Genomic DNA, 19155 nt, shown 5'->3' with positions numbered 1-19155 from the left:
CGGACAGTACTCATTTCCGTGCCTTTCCGCTCTTTTTTGAACCAAAAGCCGGTTTCTTCCCGCAGTGAAGCCGGAAAAATAAAAAACTTCCAGCCCCCATAGAGAGGGAGCTGGAAGCCATGGTCATTTTCCTGCCGGAGTTGAAACCGGGTAGGGAATCGCCTCCTTTTACCTGGCAGCAGCCTGCGGAGCTTCCGCACCGGGTTTCAGCGGCAGGGTTTTCATGCGGGTCATCTTTCCGTTGACGCGCACGGGCAGCACCTTGGGCTGGTCGGAATACAGCTTCACGTTGCTCACCTTGCCGTTCTTCCAGGAGAAGTCCACCGTGACGTTGCCGCGGGCTTTCAGCCCCTTCACGGAGCCTTCAGGCCACGCCTCCACAGGGGAGGGCATGATGTCCAGGCCGCCGGCATGGGATTGCACCAGCATTTCACAAATGCCGCCCACAATCCCGAAGTTGCCGTCCATCTGCATGGGCGGGTGTGTGGTCAGCATGTTCGGCAGGGTGTTGAATTTCAGAAGTCCCTGCACCATTTCATGAGCCTTGTTCCCGTCGCCCAGGCGGGCCCACAGGGCGGTGCGCCACGGCCACGTCCAGGAACGGCGGCTGTCTCCGGTCGTGCCGCGCCATTCCAGGGAGAGGCGGGCGGCTTCCGCCAGCTTGGGCGTCTTGAGCTTGCTGATCTGGTTGCCGGGGAAAACGGCAAAGAGGTGGGACGTGTGGCGGTGGTCCGTCTTGGGGATGCGGTCAATCATCCATTCCTGAAGGTTCCCTTCCTTGCCTATCTTGTTGCCGGCCAGCCTCTTCAGCTTGCCTTCCAGGCTCTTGGCCCAGGAGGCGTCCTTGCCCAGGATGCGGGCGGCCTTGATGGTGTTGGTGAAGAGTTCCGCGATGAGCTGCTGGTCGTGCATCACGCCGTCTTCACGCGGGCCGTGCTCGGGAGACCAGCCGTTGGGGGCCACCAGGGTGCCGGCCTTTACGTCAGCCAGGTCCTTCTTCTCCTCTTCGTTCGGATCCTTGCCGTTCGTCTTGAAGCCTTCGCCCCTGGCGCCCAGCTCCTTCAAATGGTCTTCCCAGAAATGGCAGATTTCCTTCATCAGGGGATAGGCCTGCTTTTCCAGATATTTCCTGTCCCCGGTGAACGCGTAATGTTCCCAGACATGCAGCGCATACCACGCCGCGCCGGGAATGTTCCACTGCCAGCCGTTGCCGCCGAAGATGTTCTGGGAGGTACGCACCGTCCAGCCGCGCACGGGCTTGCCGTCCTTGGTATTGAAACCCTTGTTGGCCTGGGAGACGTCCCGGCAGCCGGGCGCCATTGCTTCCACGTAATTGATCAGCGCCTCATGGCATTCGGAAAGATTGGCGGGTTCCGCACCCCAGTACGCCATCTGCACGTTGATGTTGTTATGGTAGTCACAGGCCCAGGGCGGATTGAGATAAACATTCCAGAGCCCCTGGAGGTTGGCCGGAAGCGTGCCGGGCCGGGAGCTGGACAGGAGCAGGTAACGGCCATACTGGAACATGGTTTCTTCCAGATCGGGATCAACCGGATTCTTCTTATAGGCTTCCAGCCGCTTTGGAATGGGCAGTTTGGCTACATCCGCCTCCGTCTTGCCGAAGTTGACCTTTACCCGGTCAAACATGGACTTGTACTGGGCGATGTGCGCCTGTTTCAGGGCGGCATAATCCGCAGAGGCCGCCTTGGCCGCATAACGGTCCAGCTTTTTGGCGGGGGCCTCTCCCTTCCAGTCCTTCTTATAGTCCATCAGGTAATCCGTCTCCATGGCGATGACGACCATGCAGGAATCCGCGTTCTTCACGGAAATCTTATCGTCCGCAGTGGAAAGCGTACCGCCTTTGGGACGGATCAGGACACGGCCTTCATAATTCATGCCGTTTTTCAGGGTTCCCTTCCAGGTGATGACGGGGCCCTTGGCGGAAATAGCCGATTCAAGCTGGCTGTTGATGGAAAAATCCGCGCTGAACTGGCCGGGCTTGCTGGCCTTGTACTCCAGCACCAGCACATTGGCGGGCGTGCTGGCGAACGCTTCGCGGTCATACGTCACGCCATCCGCCTTGTAATTCACCTTGTGGATGCCGTCCCGCAAATCCAGGGCGCGCGTAAAATCCTCCACGGAAACGGAGGCTGGCTGGTCCCCCTTTTTAAAGTCTACGAACAAATCGCCGAAAGGCAGGTAGTTGCCGAACTGGTTCGTCCCGGCATTGAGCCCGTAACCATACCCACCGCCGGGATTGGGGCCGCCGGACCACAGGCTGATTTCATTCAGGGCGAACCGCTCGCGGTTGGGCGCGCTGAAAATCATGGCCCCCACGCGGCCGTTGCCGATGGGATACCCTTCCGCTTCCCAAACGGCGGAAGGCTTCTTGTATTTGCCGAAATTACCGTCGGGGTTCTTGTCCTCCTGCGGATAAACAACTACGGCCGGTTCATCAGACCAGATCAGGTTGGAGGCGGAAGGCTTGTCCAGGGCCCCCCAACCCAGAGAAACGGAGCTCACCGCAACGGCAGATAGAAATAGAGATTGGAGATGCATGCTTTAATAAGGATGTCATATATTTACTGCCGCCGCAATCTCTATCTTTCAGCCTTTTCAACTTACCCTCACGGCATGACGCACCCCTTTCCGCCGTTCTTCCTCCTGACCCGGCGCCTGTTCCGCAAATGGTAGCGCGGACAGTAAATTTCCTTGTCTTTGAGGGGCGCGCGCCTACCGTAGGCAAGCATGTTTAAACGACTTCTCTCCGCATTTTTTTCCTTCGCCCTTCTCGGGACGGCTTCCGGAATATCTTCTGCCGGGGTCACCGTTCCGGACGTTCTGAAAGACCGGATTGCCCTGAAAAAAACGGCCCAGCAGCTCAACGTCGTTTACTTTCTGGGCAGTGACACGGAACCCGTTCCGGATTACGAACGGCGCCTCAGCGAACTGCTGCTTTACCTCCAGCAGTTTTACGGCAGGGAAATGCAGCGGCACGGCTACGGCGCGCGCTCCTTCGGCCTGGACATCAAATCCCCCGGCCGCGTGAACATCATTGAATACAAGGCCAAGAACCCGGCGGCGCACTATCCGTATGAAAACGGCGGCGGCTGGAAGGCCGCGCAGGAGCTTGAAGAATTTTTCAAGGCCAATCCGGACAGGAAAAAAAGCCAGCACACCCTGGTCATCATGCCTACCTGGAACGATGAAAAGAACGGCCCCGACAATCCCGGCGGCGTTCCCTTCTACGGCATGGGCCGCAATTGCTTTGCCCTGGATTATCCGGCCTTTGACATCAAGCACCTGGGCCAGAAAACCAGGGAAGGGCAGCTGCTGACCAAATGGTACGGCGGCCTGGCCCACGAGCTGGGCCACGGCCTCAACCTGCCCCATAACCACCAGACCGCCTCGGACGGCAAAAAGTACGGCACGGCCCTGATGGGCGCGGGAAACTACACGTTCGGCATCAGTCCCACCTTCCTGACCCCCGCCAGCTGCGCCCTGCTGGACGCCTGTGAAGTGTTCTCCGTCACTCCGGCACAGAAATTCTATGAAGGCAGGCCGGAAGTGGAAATCAAGGACACGGCCATTTCCTTCAAGGGAGACCAGATTCTCATCTCCGGAAGCTACAAGAGCCCCCAGACCGTCAAGGCGCTGAACGTCTACGTCCAGGACCCGCCCTATGCGGTCAACCAGGACTATGACGCCGTTTCCTTCTCCCAGCGCCTGGGGAAAAAGAGCGGGAAGTTTTCCATGAAGATTGACAAGAAGGAACTGGACGGGCTGACCAACAACGAATTCCGCATTTCCCTCATGTTCATCCTCGCCAACGGGCTGCACATGCAGAAGCATTTCACGTTCCACTGGGACGCCCTCCAGGATTACAGGGACGAACCCAAATCCTGAACCGGTTCCCCTCCCTTGGCGGATTGCCGCAGAGACGGCGGCATCCGCATCACGGGAAAGGGCTTATTCCTTCAAACTGGTGCGCCAGCCGGAAGCGTGCTGATAATAATAAACCGCCTCCTTTTCCAGCTCCTTCATCCGGGCATCCGGCTTCACAGGCTCCCCGTCACGGAAAAACTCCGCGCCGCGCTGTGGTTTAAGCACCACCATGTCCCTTCCCTTCAAGTAGCCGATGTACTGGTAATTGCTCACGAAATACCGGGACTGGTAGGAGGGTTTCAAGGCGTCCTTTCCATAAAACGCCGTATCATACGGCCATTTCAGCAGGCCGAGCAGGGTGGGCAGCACGTCAATCTGGCTGACAGGCGTCTCAATCCGTTCCGGCTTCAGCAGGGCCGGGGCGTAGAAAATGGAGAAAATGCGGTGCGTTTCCGGATTAAGCGTCTGTTTCCCGGCGCTGCCCGCGCCATGGTCCGCCACAAACACGAACAGCGTATTCTCAAACCACGGTTTGCTCCTGGCCTCCTCCACAAAGGCCCCCACGGCATAATCCGCGTACTTGACGGCGCCCATGCGCCCGGTATGGGAAGGAATGTCTATGCGCCCTTCCGGATAGGTATAGGGGCGGTGGTTGGACGTGGTGAACACCACCTGTAAAAAAGGAGAGCCGCTTTTGAAGGACTCATCCGCCTCACGCACGGCGCGGCGGAACAGGTCTTCATCACAGACGCCCCAGATGGTGGAATGGGTCACCTCTGAATCATCCATGGAATTGCGGTCCAGAACCTGGAAGCCGTTGTTCCCGAAGAAGTAATTCATGTTGTCAAAATACCCGTAGCCGCCGTAGATCCACTTGAGGTCATACCCCTTGTCCCTGAATATGGACCCGATGGTCTGCAAATGCTCATTCCCCTCCTGGCGGAGGATGGACATGCCGGGCAGCGGCGGTATGGACGTGCTGACCGCCTCCAGCCCGCGCACGGAGCGGGTGCCCGTGGCATAGGTATTCGGGAAGAAAATGCCCTCTTTGCCCAGACGGCTCAGGCACGGCGTGACGTTCGCGCCGTCCTCCCGGCACTCGTTTAAAAACTCCGCCCCCATGCTCTCCATGACCACAACCACGACGTTGGGCCGGATGGCTTCCCCGGAGGGGCGCACCTGCCTCTTCACGCTGCCTGATGCGGCGTCAGGCACAGACGTGTCATCCGCCGTGAATTCCCGGGCCAGAAACGCCGCCGCATCCGCGTCCGGCAGCGTCTTGTAATAATCGCGGTAGTCCAGCTCATTCTTGAGAAAGGCGCTGAACAGGCTGTAAAGGCCGTCCTTGGCCATTTCCGAGTTATAGCGGTTGTTCACGGCATCCGCATCCTTGATGTCCACCAGCCAATACCCTCCCGTAATGCACGCCAGCAGGAACAGCACCACGCAGCCCCGCTTCCACCCCGCGGGAGCTTCCCCATGGCGGGGGACCAGAAAACGCTTCATCCCCCAGACGGCCAGGACGGATACAGCCAGAATGCCGATAAGAATCGGGATGATGGGGTAGGATTCATAAATATTCCCGATCACCTCCTTGGTATAAATCAGGTAATCCACCGCAATGAAATTGAAGCTGGCTTCAAACTCATTCCAGAAGAAGGCTTCCGCCACGTCTTCAAACAGGTTGGCGAGCACAAACAGGAAAAACCATGCGCAGGTGATCCACCGGTCCGCCTTTCCCCCCGCCCTACCGCGCGGCAGAATCCACAAATAAACGGCATAAGGGATGAGCCAGTAGCACATGGTGATGGAAAACTCCGTCACGAAAATGTATGCCGTCTTCAGAAGGGGAATGACCCCGAAATCCATGTTGCGGTATTCAAAAAACACCGTAAACAGGTTTTCCACCGCCTCAATACCGAACGCGAGCAGGAGGAACGGCCAAAACCTCCCCCAATAATAACGAATCATCGTCCCCGGAAATATGACAGACGGGGCATGCCGTCAATGCTCCATCACAGCATCACGCAAGTATGGCTGTCATTCCGCAGAGCGGCCGCCGGGCATCCGGACTCCCTTTACACCACATCCAGCGCGGCGTCCCAGTCCTTCCAGACAGGCTCCAGGCCCGCATTCCGGATGGCGCCGACCACCTGTTCCGGAGTGCGCTGGTCGGAAATCTCAAACTGCTCCGTTGCCTTGCAGCGCCCTTTCCGGTCCTCGGGAAGGTCCACCTGGTTTCCCCGCACCGTCAAATGGGCGGTGGCCGTTCCCACCCCCGTGTAGCCCCCCGGTTCCGTACGGGCAATGGCGGACATGTGGGTCATGCCCAGATGCATCAGGGCATCCCTCATCGGCGCGGGTTCACGGGTGCTGACGGACATGCCTATCCTGGGGAAGCAGATGCGCAGGGCGGCCATAAGCTGGACAAAATGGCGGTCGTCCAGCATCAGTTCCGGATCGGGTTCATACTCGTAATTCCCGGCGTAGGGACGCATGCGCGGGAACGCCACGGAAAGCGCGGACTTCCAGCAATGCTTCTGCAAATAGTCCAGATGGGCGGCGAGCGCCATGGCCTCCCGCCGCCAGGGGGACAGGCCGAACAGGGCGCCTATCTGAATGCGGCGGAAGCCGCCCTGGTAGGCGCGTTCCGGGCAATCCAGCCGCCAGTTGAAATTCTTCTTCATGCCCGCCGTATGCAGGGTTTCATACACCTCCCGGTTGTAGGTCTCCTGGTACACGGCCAGTTGTTCCGCCCCATGGTGGACGATTTCCGCATAGCGGTCGTCCGGAAGCGGTCCTATTTCCAGCCCCAGCGAGGGGATAAAGGAATGCAGCGCGTCCAGGCATTCCTGCATGTACCCGTCTGAAACGAACTTGGGATGCTCCCCGGCCACCAGCAGGATGCTGCGCAGGCCCAGCCCGTACAGGTAGCGGGCCTCCTGCACCACTTCATCCACCGTAAGGGTGGTGCGGATGATGGGGTTGTCCCGGGAAAAACCGCAGTACTTGCAATTATTGATGCATTCGTTGGACAGGTAAATGGGGGCAAAGAGACGGATGGTCCGGCCGAAATGCAGGCGCGTCAGGCGGCGGCTCTCCTGCGCCATCGCCTCCAGGCGGGCGTCGTCCACCGGTTCCAGCAATGCCATGAAGCGGCGCACCAGGGAAGAGGGATGGTCCATCAGACCGTTTAATTCTTCAGAAAAGGACATAGGAAGATTAAATAAAATTTGAGAGAGCCGGCTGCCCAAGGCCATTTCCAAGCCTGAACCGGAGAAGCCCAATTTGCCTCTTCCCTCACAAAGGATTCCATCTTTTACCGTGTCATTCCCCGGAGCGGAGCGCTCCATGAGGAAAGAAGAGCCCCTGCAAATCGTCGTGACAGACGGCCTCTCATGGACTAATCTGGCCTTATCCTCCCATGACCGCCACGCCGAACAGCCTTTTCCGCCATTATCTCGATTCCCTGATCCAGCAGGGAACAACGCGCACGAGCCTGACGGATGAAGCCAGAAACGTTCTCAGGACGTGGTACGTGACCGCCAAACAGGGAAGCCGCCCCGCCGCTGCCGTTCCCGCAGCTCCACCCTCTCCCCCCGTTTCTCCGGAACCGCCGCCCCAGGCGGAACCTGCCCCGGCCTCCGTATCTTCCGGGGAGCCGGAACCGCCGGAGCTCTTTCCGGAGAGCCGGGAACCGGCCTCCACCGTCGCTCTCCCGGAAGGGACGATGGAAGACAAGCTGCAATACCTGCGGGATCTGGCGCAGAACTGGCAGCCGGCGCGGGAGCTCAATTCCCTGCGGGACACCATGGTCTTTGCCACGGGCAATCCCCATACGGAGCTCATGCTCATCGGGGAAGCGCCGGGCTATTATGAAGAAGTGCAGCAGGAGCCCTTTGTGGGCCGCGCCGGGGAAAAACTCAACCAGATATTGAAGGCCATGGGACTCTCCCGAGACATGGTCTACATCTCCAACATCGTCAAATTCCGTCCTGCGCTGCCTAACCAGCGGACCAACAACCGCGCCCCCACGCCGGAAGAAATTGAAGCCTGCCTGCCCATCATCATGAATGAAATCCAGGTCATCCAGCCGAAGATGATCGTAGCCCTGGGCGGGACTGCCGCCGTTGGACTGCTGGGGATACAGGGTTCCGTCAGCTCCATGCGCGGCAGGTTCCACGACCTCAACGGCATTCCCGTGCGCGTTACCTACCATCCCAGCTACCTGTTGAGATCAGACAGCCCGCGGGAAAAACGCAAGGTCTGGGAAGACATGCTGGCCGTCATGGAACGCCTGGGCATGCCCATCTCGGAAAAACAGCGCGGCTACTTCCTGCCCAGGGAATAAAACCGGGAATTCCTGCATGCCGCCCTTCTCCCGCCACGGCAGCTGAACGGCTGTTTCTTCATGGAAAGCCTGCGGAACGGCCCGTTCCCTTTTCAGCAATGCACGATCCGCTTTTTCCTTCCGTGTTCCGGCACTTCCCAGAACAGGCGTGCCCTGTCGCGGCTCACTCCCTCCATGTTCAGGTACCGCGCCCGCAGCAGGGAGGAGGAGCGGTGCCCCATCTCCATCTGAAGCAGGGGAAAATCCCGGAACCACTTGGCATGATAGGAAGCATAGGTATGCCTCAGAGCATCCGCGCTCCATTCCCCGAAGCGGTGATGCATGCCCCACCCGGCCTTTTTCCGGAGCAGCCTCCAGCGCACCGGCCAGTTGGGAGGGCATAGCAAGCCATCCCGCTCCCCTGCCCCGTATTCCGCCAGAAGCCGCCGGAGCACGGCATGAATGGTGACGTGCCGGGCTCCCCCCGTCTTACTGGCTACGGACCTTACGGAAATGACCCGTTCTTCCATATCCACGTCATTCCAGCGGAGACGCATCACTTCCCCCGGCCTGATGCCGGCATACAGCATGACCCAGACCGCCGGAGCGCAGTCACGGAATTCAGGAATTTCCACCACATCCCGGAGGCTTTTTATTTCTTCCGGGACCAGAACGGCGATGGTCCGTTCACGGAACGCAGGAGGTTCCACCCGGACAATGGGATTTTCCCCGCACCAGCCGCGCCGCAGGGAAAGGGACAGCACGCCGCTCATCACTGCACGGCCCTTGTAACGCTGTCTGCGGGAGGAAAACGCAGTTTCCAAAAAACGCGCGCAATGCTCCGGCGTCAGTTTCCGGACCGGGAAATCCTTCAATTCCGGACACCTCCGCATCAAGGCTCCGGTGAAATACCTGATATCACGCAGCGTTGTGGGACGAAGCCCGCGCTTCGCCCTCAGCGTCTCCTCCACGGCGGCGGAAAAGGAAACCGTCTTTTCCCCTTTCCTCAATTCCTCCGCTCCCAGGAAAATTGCCTTTCTGGCCCGGCGCATGCTGCGGCGCCCCCCGCACAGGCTCAACAATTCCACGGCCAGGCTGGCGGCATCCAGCATATTCAAACCGCTTCCTTTCAACAACATTTCCGCCGCCAAATATTTATTCCGGTTTTCTCCATGTTTCGCCATTCCGAACACCATGTTTTTGATATTAATGCATGATACATCACAGGATTGTTAATCCTGTTAGCAAGAAAAAAATTACAATATTTTCATCTATTAATCCCTTTTAACGGCCAATTTCTTATGTACAAATAAAAATCTATTTGTTAGATAAGCCGTGGATTCAATCTTCCGCCGCACAACGCGCCGTTCATGCGCCGGAGGCGGGAAAACGGACGGAATATATTCAGACGCACAGGATTAACAATCCTGTACATAGAAATTCAGCAGGGAAAAGGCACCCATTTCCACTTTTCCTTGAATTAATCTGAATATAACAAATCATGAATCTTCGTTTACCCCTCCCGCTACGCCGGGCTCTGCTGGCAGCCATGTGCGTCCTTGGAAGCCAGGCCTTCGCCGCCGAATATACAGCTTCCACCCTGGAAGAATTCCAGGCCGCCTGGAACCAGATGGCCAATGGAGACACGCTGAACATTACCGGCTCCATCGACTTTGAAGGAATAGAATTGAGCGCATTGCCCGCAGACGCTGCCATCGTCCTCAAATCAGACGGGCATGGAAAAATCTCCAACTTCAATTACAAGGACATGTCCGCCGTGGAGATGCAGAACCTAAATGTGGACGGTGAAGGAACCGTCCGCGTGGGCAGCATGACGGAAGGAATGCTCAGCGGACGGAGCGACGCCGGAAACACCCTTTCCATAGAAGACGGCTCCACCCTGGACGGCACATGGCTTGTCCTGGAAAACAACAAGCTGGTGGCGGGAGACGGAGCCATTCTCAACCGGAACGACGTCGTCACCAGCCACTCCACCTCCATAGAAACCAGACTGGACCCAGAAACAGGGGCCTTTATCTCCACGGTGGTCACTATTACACCGGGAGAAATTGCCATGGAGCTGGGAAAAGACGTCCAAATCAATGAAATGGATTTATCCATGAATGACGGAGTCCGCGGCCAAATTGTCTCCCATGGAGATATTGCCCTGGCTGATTCCACCCTCGTCTCCACAGGCGCCGTCAACACCACGTCCGTTTACGAAAACGAAGAGTCCGGCACTCTGATCGGCCAGTCGGAATCCGTGGGCGCCCGCGGAGGAATTGACTTCAGCGCGGGAGCCGTGACGATGACGGATACCAATCTGAGCACCGCAGGCGATAGAGACCGGTTCACGGGCGGCGAAATACTGCTGGGAAACAACAGCATCCTGAAAGCCACGGACCGGGCGGAAATTACGACGGGAGCCCTCGTCCTTTCCCATGGCATTACCAGAAAAGATGAAGACGGGGCCTACCTGCCGGGAACCAGCACGGAAGAATCCATGGGGCTGTACGGCGACATCGCCATCGGCAGCGGCAGCTCCATTGAAAATTATGACATGGACGCGAAAGGCTCCATCTTCATCGGAGAAGGGGCAAAGCTGGCATCCGTCACGCTGGATGCCGTATCCGTGGAACTGAATTCCTTCTCCATGGCTGAAGGGGAAGACGGAACCCGTACTGTCCGCATAACCACCGCAGTAGGAGACCAGGCCACCGTTTCCATCGGGGCCAATTCCACGCTGGACGACGTGGATATCTATGCGGAAGGCGGAGACATCTACATCGGCAGCAATACTGAAATCACCGGGGACAACGACCTTTCCGGCAGCCAGATGGCCGATATCTGGGCCGGGGATACGGTGGGAGCCATTGACGACGAAGGCGCCTCCTCCCGCGGAACCATCTCCTTTGAAGGAACGCTCAAGCAGAACGCGGACGGCGACTACGTGCTGGCCTCCGGCGAATACACGGAAGGAACTTATGGCAGGAACGTAGTCATTGGCGACAACGCTACGCTGACCATGACCACCGTAGCCGCGGAAAACACCATCATACTAGGGGACAACGTGACCTATCAGGGAACGGAAGAAGCGTCCGTCTACCACATGAGCGCCTTCAGCGATGCGGATAACAGCCTCGTCCACGCCAGCATCATTGACACGGATGAAAACGGAGACATCCTCAACGGAACCGTTACCGTTACGGAACGTGAAAACAAAATCACCACGGGCCGCAGCAACACGTTCATGAACAGCAAGGCCCCGGGCAGGTCCGCCGCCATGGATATTTCCAGAGGGGGCGCCCTCTACGCGCACGGAGACATTCTCATTGGAGAAAACAACCGCTTCATCGGCAATACGGCCGCCGGGTCCGGCGGAGCCGTCTTCGCCCAGAACAACATTGCCGAGGCCATCACCTATGAAAACGGGGAACGCACCTCCAAACTGACCACGGAAGTTCTTGATATCACGGTAGGGAACGGTTCCGTCTTCTCCGGCAACACGGCCGGGGCCAACGGCGGAGCCATCGCCTCCGAGCTGACGACCAATCTTGCAATGCAGGAGGGCGATAATGTGGACGACTTATTTGAAAATGAAGGCGCCAATATCTGGATAGGCAAAAATGTCACCTTCACGGACAACACCGCCGCCGGACTGGGAGGGGCCATCCATCTGATGGAAGACCGTCTTCTTCTGATTGGCTCCGGAGCCTTCTTTGACGGCAATATGGCCGGGGAAGAAGCCAACGACATTTTTGCCGAAGACGGCTCCGTCATCCTGGTGGACTCCGCCGCGGACGATGTCACCGTCATCAACAGCGGCATTTCCGACGCGGACTACTACTCCCTTGACGACGGTCCGTGGACGCGCGGTTCCGCCACGCTGGTGCAGACGGGCAGCGGCGGCCTGCTCTACGGCGGCCGGGACACGGAAGACAACGGATTCGGAGGAACATTCATCCAGGATTCCGGAGCCGGTTCCCTGATCGTGGGCCATCTGGCTGAAGTGGATGGCACCCTGGTCATGGAAGGCGCGCAACTGGGCGTTGAAGGCCTGACGGACTATGAAATCAACGGAGGAGGAGTTATTCTGACGGAGGATTCCACCCTGGCCGGCGACACGCTGGAACTCAACGGAAACGCCGTGATTGAAATGGGCGAGGGATCTTCCCTCCTCCTCAATGGCATCGCGTTCAACGGCCATTCCTCCATCAAGCTCTGGAATGCCGGTGAAACGGGCGACGGAAGGGACCTCACCCACACCGCAGCCGGAACTTCTTCCGTAGACAACGTCACCATCACCGGAGCCGATGTCAGCGAACTGCCCCTGTTCAACTCCGCCTTTGTCTCCACTAACGCCGCACTTCATGAAGACGGAACCATCCGGTTGACGCAGAACATGCACGGAGTAGCCGCCCCCATGCAGGGATATTCCGGAAACGTCTCCGGCGCGGCAGCCGGCATGGAACAGGCCCGGACGGGAGTCCGGGACGGTTCAGCCGCACACAGGTTCTTTGAAACCCTCCTGGGAACCTCCAGCGCGGACGCGGCGGCAGCCATGATTCAATCCGTCAGCGGTGAAACCGTGGTCAACGCGGCGTGGGCCTCCAATGACGCCCTCAAGGGCTTTGCCGCCCTGGGCAGGACGCAGGGAGCCATTTCCGCCGCCCAGGGGCTGAACGCTCCGGCGGCGAAGCCGGTCCAGTCCGCAGACGCGAAGGGCTCCCCCATCGCCATGGCGCCGGTGGCCTCAGGCCGCGGCTCCGTATGGGTGGGCGGACTGGGTTCCTGGACGGACCAGAGCGCACGGAGCGGCATCGACGGCTACAAATACGACGCAGGCGGCTATGCCGTGGGCGCGGACTGCAAGCTCTCCTCCTCCGCCCTGGCTGGGGTAGCCATCGGCCAGTCCTACGGGACCTTCCAGGACAAGGGAGGGTTGTCCAGCTATGACGCGGATTCCTTCATGGCCATGCTTTACGGCCGCTACACGCCCGCCGGGGCTTCCAAGCTGGCCCTGGACGGTTATGCCGCCTTCGGCACCACATCCTTTGACGGAAAGGCCCGCATGGCGGACACCTCCGCCACCGGGAAATTTGATTCCGACTCCTTCGGAGCCGCCGTCTATGCCACCTGGACGGAACAGCTCCGCAGCAAACTGGTCATCGCGCCGTTTGCCGGGCTGGAATTCATGACCGGGAAGACGGACAGCTTCTCCGAACACGGAGACCTGGCCCGGACCTTCAGCGGAGCACGCGCCCAGAACTGGACGCTGCCCGTAGGCGTCACTCTCTCCCGCACCTATGCGGCAGGCGCCAAAACCACGCTGACGCCCAGCGTGACGGTTGCCGTGGCGCAGGACCTCAGCCGCCTCAACCCCAAGGGAACCGTCAGCAGTGAGCTGGGAACCTGGACGGCGCGCGGCGTTAACGTAGGCCGCACCGCCCTGCGCGTCAACGCAGGGGTAAGCGCTGCCTTCGGCAGCAGATGGGGAGCCCGCATCGGGTACTCCCTGGAAAGCAGGGCCGGGCTGACGGCCCAGGGAATCAACGGCTCCGTCAGTTACTCATTCTAACGGGCGTTCCTATTCCAGTCTCCCCGGTTCCCCACGGGACCGGGGAGGCAACCCTCAACCCTTCTCTTCATGCCTTCTTCAACAATAATCCGCCCCATCCTGACGCTGGGCTGTGCGGTCCTGCTGGCCTCCTGCGGCGGCAGCTCCGGCAAATCGGACTCCTCCGGAGTCCAGCCCCCGCAAACACTGGAAACAGGCTCCGTCATCAGCATGACGGACGGCCATGGAGTCTCCTACAAAATCATCTCCCCCACTATGCTGGAAACGGGGAACGGCCGCTTTTCCGGAACGTACTCCTATGCGCCGGGTCCGGCTTCCGCCCGGTTCTCCATGACGCTGACTGACGGAGGGGAACATCCCTCCACCATCACCAGCTCCGGAGAAATGACCTTTACTTCCGCAACGGAGGGCTACTACTCGGCAACCAAATATGAATCCACCGTTCTCTCCCCGGAAGGAATGGGCGGCCCCTTCAAAATCTCCAAATAGAAAAATTTCCCGGGAAAGTATGAATTGTTGATTAGGAACCGCTTCCTGTTGAGGGAAGCGGTTCCGCTTTAACCGGACAGACCTTTTATGGCGGCCGCCTCCGGCATGAATGCGCCGGCGTCCGCTCATTCCTGCCGGGCAGGCTAATCCGGCCATACCGCTTGCCAGCCGCCTGTGAAACGGAGGCAGTCATAAAAAAACCGCTTTCCCACCAGGGAAAGCGGTTACTATTTAAAAGGGAGCCATTATTCCCCGCGCCGGAGAACGGCGCCATTGCTGGCATTCGTGGCGAGGTGGCGGTAACGGCTCAGCCAGGAGGAGGAAACCTTGTTGTACGTGGGCTGCCAGTCCGCACGGCGGCGTGCAATCTCATCCTCGCTCAAATGGGCGTTCAGCGTACGGTCCGGAATGGAATACTCAATAATATCCCCGTTCCGCAACAGGCCGATCAGGCCGCCTTCCGCCGCTTCCGGGGAAATATGGCCGATGCAGGCTCCGTGGGTGGCTCCGGAAAAACGGCCGTCCGTGATAAGCGCCACTTCCGCGCCAAGGCCCTGCCCCATGATATAGGACGTGGGGGCCAGCATCTCCTGCATGCCGGGGCCGCCCTTGGGTCCCTCATTGCGGATGACGACCACGTCGCCGGACTTCACCTTCCCGGCAAGGATGCCTTCGCAGGCTTCCTCCTGGGACTCGAAAATCACGGCGGGTCCGCGGAAGCTCATCATGTCCGGATGCACGCCGGCCTTCTTCACTACGGCGCCTTCCTGGGCCAGGTTGCCGAACAGGATCGCCAGGCCGCCGTCACGGGAATAAGCCTTTTCCAGCGGATGGATTACCGTTTCATCCGTAATGCCGCATCCTTCAACCGTTTCACCCAGCGTCTTTCCGCTCACGGTCATGGAATCCAGGTGGAGAGCCCCGGGAATCCTGGCGATCTCATGAATGATGGCGCTCACGCCGCCGGCGCGCAGGACATCCTGCATGTGGAAGCGGGAAGAGGGGGCCACCTTGCAGATATTCGGGGTGCGTTTGGAAATGTCATTGATGCGCTGGAGGTCATACTCCACGCCGGCTTCCCGGGCGATAGCCAGCGTATGAAGCACGGTATTGGAGCTGCCGCCCATCGCCATGTCGATCGCAAAGGCATTGTCGATGGCGTCACGGTTCACGATGTCGCGCGGCAGGGGGCCGTCCGCCTTCGCCATCTCCACGGCGCGGCGCGCGGTCTGCTTCCAGAACTCCCTGCGTTCCTCGGAAGTAGCCAGCAGGGAACCGTTGCCGGGAAGGGCCAGGCCGATTACCTCGCTCAGGCAATTCATGGAATTGGCCGTAAACATGCCGGAACAGGAACCGGCGCCGGGGCAGGCGCGGCATTCCAGGGAATGGAGTTCCTCCGCATTGATTTTGCCTGCCTTGAAGCGGGCGACGGCCTCAAACACGCTGTTCAGGTCCAGTACGGTGCCGTCCTCCGCCATGCCGGCGGCCATCGGGCCGCCGCTGCAGAAAATAGTGGGAATATTGCAGCGCAGGGCGCCCATGATCATGCCGGGAACAATCTTGTCGCAATTCGGAATGCAGATCATGGCGTCAAACGCGTGGGCGCTCAGCATCGTCTCCACGCTGTCCGCGATCAACTCACGGCTGGCCAGGGAAAACTTCATGCCGCCGTGGCCCATGGCAATGCCGTCACAAACGCCGGGCAGGTTGAACTCCACGGGAGTTCCTCCGGCCTTGCGCACTTCCTCCTTGATGAGGGCGGCTACCTTGTTCAGGTGAACATGGCCCGGAATCACCTCATTAAAGGAATTGCAAATGGCAATGAAGGGACGGCTTAAATCCTCATCCGTCATCCCCGTGGCACGCATCAGACTGCGGTGCGGCGCACGCTCGAACCCTGCTTTAACTCTATCGCTTCGCATAACAATATAACTGTTGCGGCGCAAGTGTATCACATGACGCAGGGAAGAGAAGTTGAATCTAGGCCAGTCTTGCAAAACGGAAACGCCTCCGTTACAGTCTGTTTGCATAAGGAAAGACTTTAGCTGTCCGGAACACCCTTCCGGACGGGGAAATGTGAACGAATCGTCACATCTAATATCGGGACACCGCCCCTTCCTTCATCGTAAAAAACAGCCATGGCAACCATTCTTATCGCTGAAGACGATCACGCCATCTCAGACCTCGTGGCCTACAACCTGGAACGCGCAGGCCACACGCCCCTGGCGGCCTATGACGGCCTGACCGCGCTGGAAGTGGCGCGCAGGGACAGGCCGGAACTGATTCTGCTGGACCAGATGATGCCCGGCATGGACGGCCACGGCGTACTGAGAGAGCTGCGCCGGGACAGCCGCACGCAGAACATTCCCGTCATCTTCCTGACCGCCAAGGCCCAGGCGGAAGACCGCATCCAGGGGCTGGAGCTGGGAGCGGACGACTATGTGACCAAGCCATTCAGCCCCAAGGAACTCGTGCTGCGCGTAGGCAGCGTGCTGAAACGGTGCGAACACACGCCGGGCAGCGTCATCGCGGAATACGGGCCCTTCACGTTTGACAAAAACGCCCTCAAATTCTACATCGACAAGGAGGAAGTGGACCTGACGGCCACGGAATTCAAGCTCATGATCTACATGATTGAACGGGAAGGCCAGACCCTGAACCGCAACGACCTGCTCAGCTGCGTGTGGGGATACAGCCACCAGGCCCAGAGCCGCACGCTGGACACGCACATGAAACGGCTGCGCCAGAAACTGGCACCCTATGCGGACTGCATTGAAACCGTCCGCAGCATCGGCTACCGCTTTACCCTGCCGGGGCGGCGTCCCCCGGAGGAAGAGGTCTAACGCTCCGGTTCCATGTCGGCCATCGACTACATCCTCATCATCCTTGTTCTGGCCTCCCTGTACCTGAACTGGCACCTGGTCCAGGTATGCCGGTCCGCCATGAAAGCCCGGAAAAAGGCCTTGCGGGACGCCCAACGCCTGCTGAAACGCGGAGAGGAAGCCCAGGAACAGGCCATCGTGGACAAACGGCGCTTTCTGGAAGCTCTGGGTGAGGCCTTCCTGCTCATCGGTCCCGCCGGGCACATCGTGCTGGCCAATACGCTGGCCAAAGAACTCTTTCAGGAAGAAAGGCTGGAAGGACGCAAAGTGGGAGCCCTGGTGTGCAACCAGGAACTGCTGGGGCATGTTCAGGAAGCCTTTGACACGGATGGCCCCGTCACCAAGGAATTTACGCTGAGCGCCGCCAACTCCCCCGGCGGAGTGCAAAACGGCATCACGGCGTGGCACCTGGACAGCGCCATCACGGACACCCCGATCAAGGAAAAACGCATCCTGCTGCGCAACGTCACGCAAAACTACCTCACCAACCAGATGCGCCGGGACTTCGTGGCGAACGCCTCCCACGAGCTGCGCACCCCGCTCACCATCATCGTGGGATATCTGGAAAACCTGATGGAAGACAATCTGATGGAGGAAAGCCCCGGACTGGCGCGCAAATTCATCGGCGTCATGCACCAGAACAGCCAGCGGCTCATGAACATCATTGAAGACATGCTCATGATCTCCAAGCTGGAATCAGGCCACAAGGCCATCCTGAAGGAACAATGGTTCCACCTCACCTCCTGCGTAGATGATGTCTTCTCCCGCCTGGACTCCATCCGGGAGAAAAAACAGGCCGCCCTGCACATGAACATTCCGCCGGACTGGGAACTCTACGGGGACCCCTTCTACTGGACGCAGGTTCTGTTCAACCTGGTGGAAAACGCTCTCAAGCAAAACACGGAACCGGGCCTTTCCGTCACTGTGGCCGCGGCCAGAACACCGGAAGCCTGCGTGATCACCGTCACGGACACGGGCGTAGGCATCCCCGCGGAAAGCCTTCCCTTCCTCTTTAACCGCTTCTACCGGGTGGAAACCCACCACTCCTCGGAAATCAAGGGAACGGGCCTGGGCCTTTCCATCGTCAAACGCGCCGTGGAGGCTCACGACGGCGCCATCACCGTCTCCAGCACTCCCCACCGGGAAACCGTCTTCACCATCACCATTCCTCTGAAACGGTTCCGGGAAGAAAAGGAGGCATAAGATTCCGATGCGGCACAGCCTGATATGATTGCTGTTGAATCCGGGAGAAAAAACAGACTCTCCAACCCGGCGGAATTGCTTCACGGTTCACGGAATGGGCGCGTGTTGCAGTTCCACTCTTTCTACACCAGGAGACAATTGAATTTTCTTTAACTGATGCTTCTTTTCATACTCTTTCATATAATCGGAAACATCAAAATTGACGATTAATTCCTCGTCATCTTTTTTCAAACTCACCCTCTCCAAAAACTTCTTATGGAAAATCCAGGTTTCCTTTCGGGTGATTTTATAACCCGGATACTTTTTTTCCAAATATTGCTCTTGCTGTTTCTGTACTTCTTCACGGGTGACAGCCTTTTTTAATACAATAGGCTTGCGTAAGGAAATCCCTTCCGGGAAATCCATCGGTTTCACGGATTTTAAGAATTTAGAGTTAGACTTCTTATTTTGTTTCTTAACTTTATCCATATACTCCGAGATGTTAAAATACAATGAAACTTTTGCGCTTCCTTCCTTCTCCCGGCATTCCAATTCAAGTACAGTATCTTGTCCTAAAATATAAATCATCGTATCTCCTATCTCATAAGAAGGAAGATGTTGTGATACATAATTCCGGCAATATTCATCAAGTTCTTTTCTTGATTTAACTCCTTTTACAGAAATGGGATTGGTCATTTCATAACCAATTCCCTCCAGTACAGAAATATTGCTTTCGACGGCATTTGAATCTGCAATGCCTGCAAAACAAAAAATCCAAGCATTAAATAGCATTAAATATTTCATAATTA

Annotated in this window: 12 protein-coding genes; 6 read left to right on the top strand and 6 right to left on the bottom strand. The window is 58.2% G+C overall.

The genetic code is table 11. The annotated features are described in order from the left end of the window. Nucleotides 1–168: 168 nt before the first annotated feature. Nucleotides 169–2523 (bottom strand): glycoside hydrolase family 95 protein, encoded by a 2355-nt coding sequence (locus tag QSJ36_RS11415; RefSeq protein ID WP_180971658.1) that lies wholly within the window; start codon nucleotides 2521–2523, stop codon nucleotides 169–171. A 225-nt stretch (nucleotides 2524–2748) separates the two neighbouring features. Here QSJ36_RS11415 and QSJ36_RS11410 point away from each other — a divergent pair, with 225 nt between their 5' ends. Beyond that, a complete protein-coding gene (locus QSJ36_RS11410; RefSeq protein ID WP_285468696.1) occupies nucleotides 2749–3906 on the top strand; it encodes a hypothetical protein in 1158 nt (385 codons plus the stop codon). Nucleotides 3907–3969: 63 nt separating this feature from the next. On the opposite strand, the gene QSJ36_RS11405 is transcribed toward QSJ36_RS11410, so the two are convergent. Further along, complete coding sequence (locus QSJ36_RS11405) at nucleotides 3970–5856, bottom strand: LTA synthase family protein (protein ID WP_285468695.1); 1887 nt, start codon at nucleotides 5854–5856, stop codon at nucleotides 3970–3972. 107 nt (nucleotides 5857–5963) lie between these two features. After that, a complete protein-coding gene (gene thiH, locus QSJ36_RS11400; protein ID WP_285468694.1) occupies nucleotides 5964–7100 on the bottom strand; it encodes a 2-iminoacetate synthase ThiH in 1137 nt (378 codons plus the stop codon). A 209-nt stretch (nucleotides 7101–7309) separates the two neighbouring features. Here thiH and QSJ36_RS11395 point away from each other — a divergent pair, with 209 nt between their 5' ends. Then, nucleotides 7310–8236: a uracil-DNA glycosylase gene (locus QSJ36_RS11395; protein ID WP_285468693.1), complete on the top strand. Its 927-nt coding sequence runs from the start codon at nucleotides 7310–7312 to the stop codon at nucleotides 8234–8236. Nucleotides 8237–8328: 92 nt separating this feature from the next. Here QSJ36_RS11395 and QSJ36_RS11390 read toward each other — a convergent pair whose 3' ends face one another. Beyond that, nucleotides 8329–9327 carry a tyrosine-type recombinase/integrase gene (locus QSJ36_RS11390; RefSeq protein WP_285468713.1) on the bottom strand — a complete coding sequence of 333 codons (999 nt, stop codon included), beginning with the start codon at nucleotides 9325–9327 and terminating at the stop codon, nucleotides 8329–8331. A gap of 389 nt (nucleotides 9328–9716) precedes the next feature. On the opposite strand from QSJ36_RS11390, the gene QSJ36_RS11385 reads away from it, so the two are divergent. Beyond that, complete coding sequence (locus QSJ36_RS11385; RefSeq protein WP_285468692.1) at nucleotides 9717–13793, top strand: autotransporter outer membrane beta-barrel domain-containing protein; 4077 nt, start codon at nucleotides 9717–9719, stop codon at nucleotides 13791–13793. Nucleotides 13794–13862: 69 nt separating this feature from the next. Further along, nucleotides 13863–14282, top strand: coding sequence for a hypothetical protein (locus QSJ36_RS11380; protein WP_285468691.1), 420 nt, complete (start codon nucleotides 13863–13865; stop codon nucleotides 14280–14282). 245 nt (nucleotides 14283–14527) lie between these two features. Here the strand turns inward: QSJ36_RS11380 and ilvD are convergent, their stop codons facing one another. Beyond that, on the bottom strand, nucleotides 14528–16204 hold the full coding sequence (gene ilvD / locus QSJ36_RS11375) for a dihydroxy-acid dehydratase (protein WP_102721232.1): 1677 nt from the start codon (nucleotides 16202–16204) through the stop codon (nucleotides 14528–14530). Nucleotides 16205–16420: 216 nt separating this feature from the next. On the opposite strand from ilvD, the gene QSJ36_RS11370 reads away from it, so the two are divergent. Together QSJ36_RS11370 and QSJ36_RS11365 are read left to right on the top strand one after the other, a co-directional pair. Continuing rightward, complete coding sequence (locus QSJ36_RS11370; RefSeq protein ID WP_022398179.1) at nucleotides 16421–17125, top strand: response regulator transcription factor; 705 nt, start codon at nucleotides 16421–16423, stop codon at nucleotides 17123–17125. Between the two features lie 12 nt (nucleotides 17126–17137). Further along, nucleotides 17138–18367, top strand: coding sequence for an ATP-binding protein (locus QSJ36_RS11365; protein WP_102721231.1), 1230 nt, complete (start codon nucleotides 17138–17140; stop codon nucleotides 18365–18367). A gap of 87 nt (nucleotides 18368–18454) precedes the next feature. Here QSJ36_RS11365 and QSJ36_RS11360 read toward each other — a convergent pair whose 3' ends face one another. Then, nucleotides 18455–19150: a hypothetical protein gene (locus QSJ36_RS11360; protein ID WP_102728670.1), complete on the bottom strand. Its 696-nt coding sequence runs from the start codon at nucleotides 19148–19150 to the stop codon at nucleotides 18455–18457. Nucleotides 19151–19155: the final 5 nt, after the last annotated feature.

The sequence above is a fragment of the Akkermansia sp. NBRC 115031 genome (genome assembly GCF_030268505.1).
Lineage (GTDB): Bacteria > Verrucomicrobiota > Verrucomicrobiia > Verrucomicrobiales > Akkermansiaceae > Akkermansia > Akkermansia massiliensis.
Note: the sequence above shows the minus strand (reverse complement) of the source record. Positions and strands in the feature narration are given on the sequence as shown.

What these genes read in the sequence shown, in the direction of transcription:
- QSJ36_RS11410 (WP_285468696.1), top strand. Translation starts at nt 2,749, where the DNA reads ATGTTTAAACGACTTCTCTCCGCATTTTTTTCCTTCGCCCTTCTCGGG.
- QSJ36_RS11405 (WP_285468695.1), bottom strand. Translation starts at nt 5,856, where the DNA reads ATGATTCGTTATTATTGGGGGAGGTTTTGGCCGTTCCTCCTGCTCGCG.
- thiH (WP_285468694.1), bottom strand. Translation starts at nt 7,100, where the DNA reads ATGTCCTTTTCTGAAGAATTAAACGGTCTGATGGACCATCCCTCTTCC.
- QSJ36_RS11395 (WP_285468693.1), top strand. Translation starts at nt 7,310, where the DNA reads ATGACCGCCACGCCGAACAGCCTTTTCCGCCATTATCTCGATTCCCTG.
- QSJ36_RS11390 (WP_285468713.1), bottom strand. Translation starts at nt 9,327, where the DNA reads ATGCTGGATGCCGCCAGCCTGGCCGTGGAATTGTTGAGCCTGTGCGGG.
- QSJ36_RS11385 (WP_285468692.1), top strand. Translation starts at nt 9,717, where the DNA reads ATGAATCTTCGTTTACCCCTCCCGCTACGCCGGGCTCTGCTGGCAGCC.
- QSJ36_RS11380 (WP_285468691.1), top strand. Translation starts at nt 13,863, where the DNA reads ATGCCTTCTTCAACAATAATCCGCCCCATCCTGACGCTGGGCTGTGCG.
- ilvD (WP_102721232.1), bottom strand. Translation starts at nt 16,204, where the DNA reads ATGCGAAGCGATAGAGTTAAAGCAGGGTTCGAGCGTGCGCCGCACCGC.
- QSJ36_RS11370 (WP_022398179.1), top strand. Translation starts at nt 16,421, where the DNA reads ATGGCAACCATTCTTATCGCTGAAGACGATCACGCCATCTCAGACCTC.
- QSJ36_RS11365 (WP_102721231.1), top strand. Translation starts at nt 17,138, where the DNA reads ATGTCGGCCATCGACTACATCCTCATCATCCTTGTTCTGGCCTCCCTG.
- QSJ36_RS11360 (WP_102728670.1), bottom strand. Translation starts at nt 19,150, where the DNA reads ATGAAATATTTAATGCTATTTAATGCTTGGATTTTTTGTTTTGCAGGC.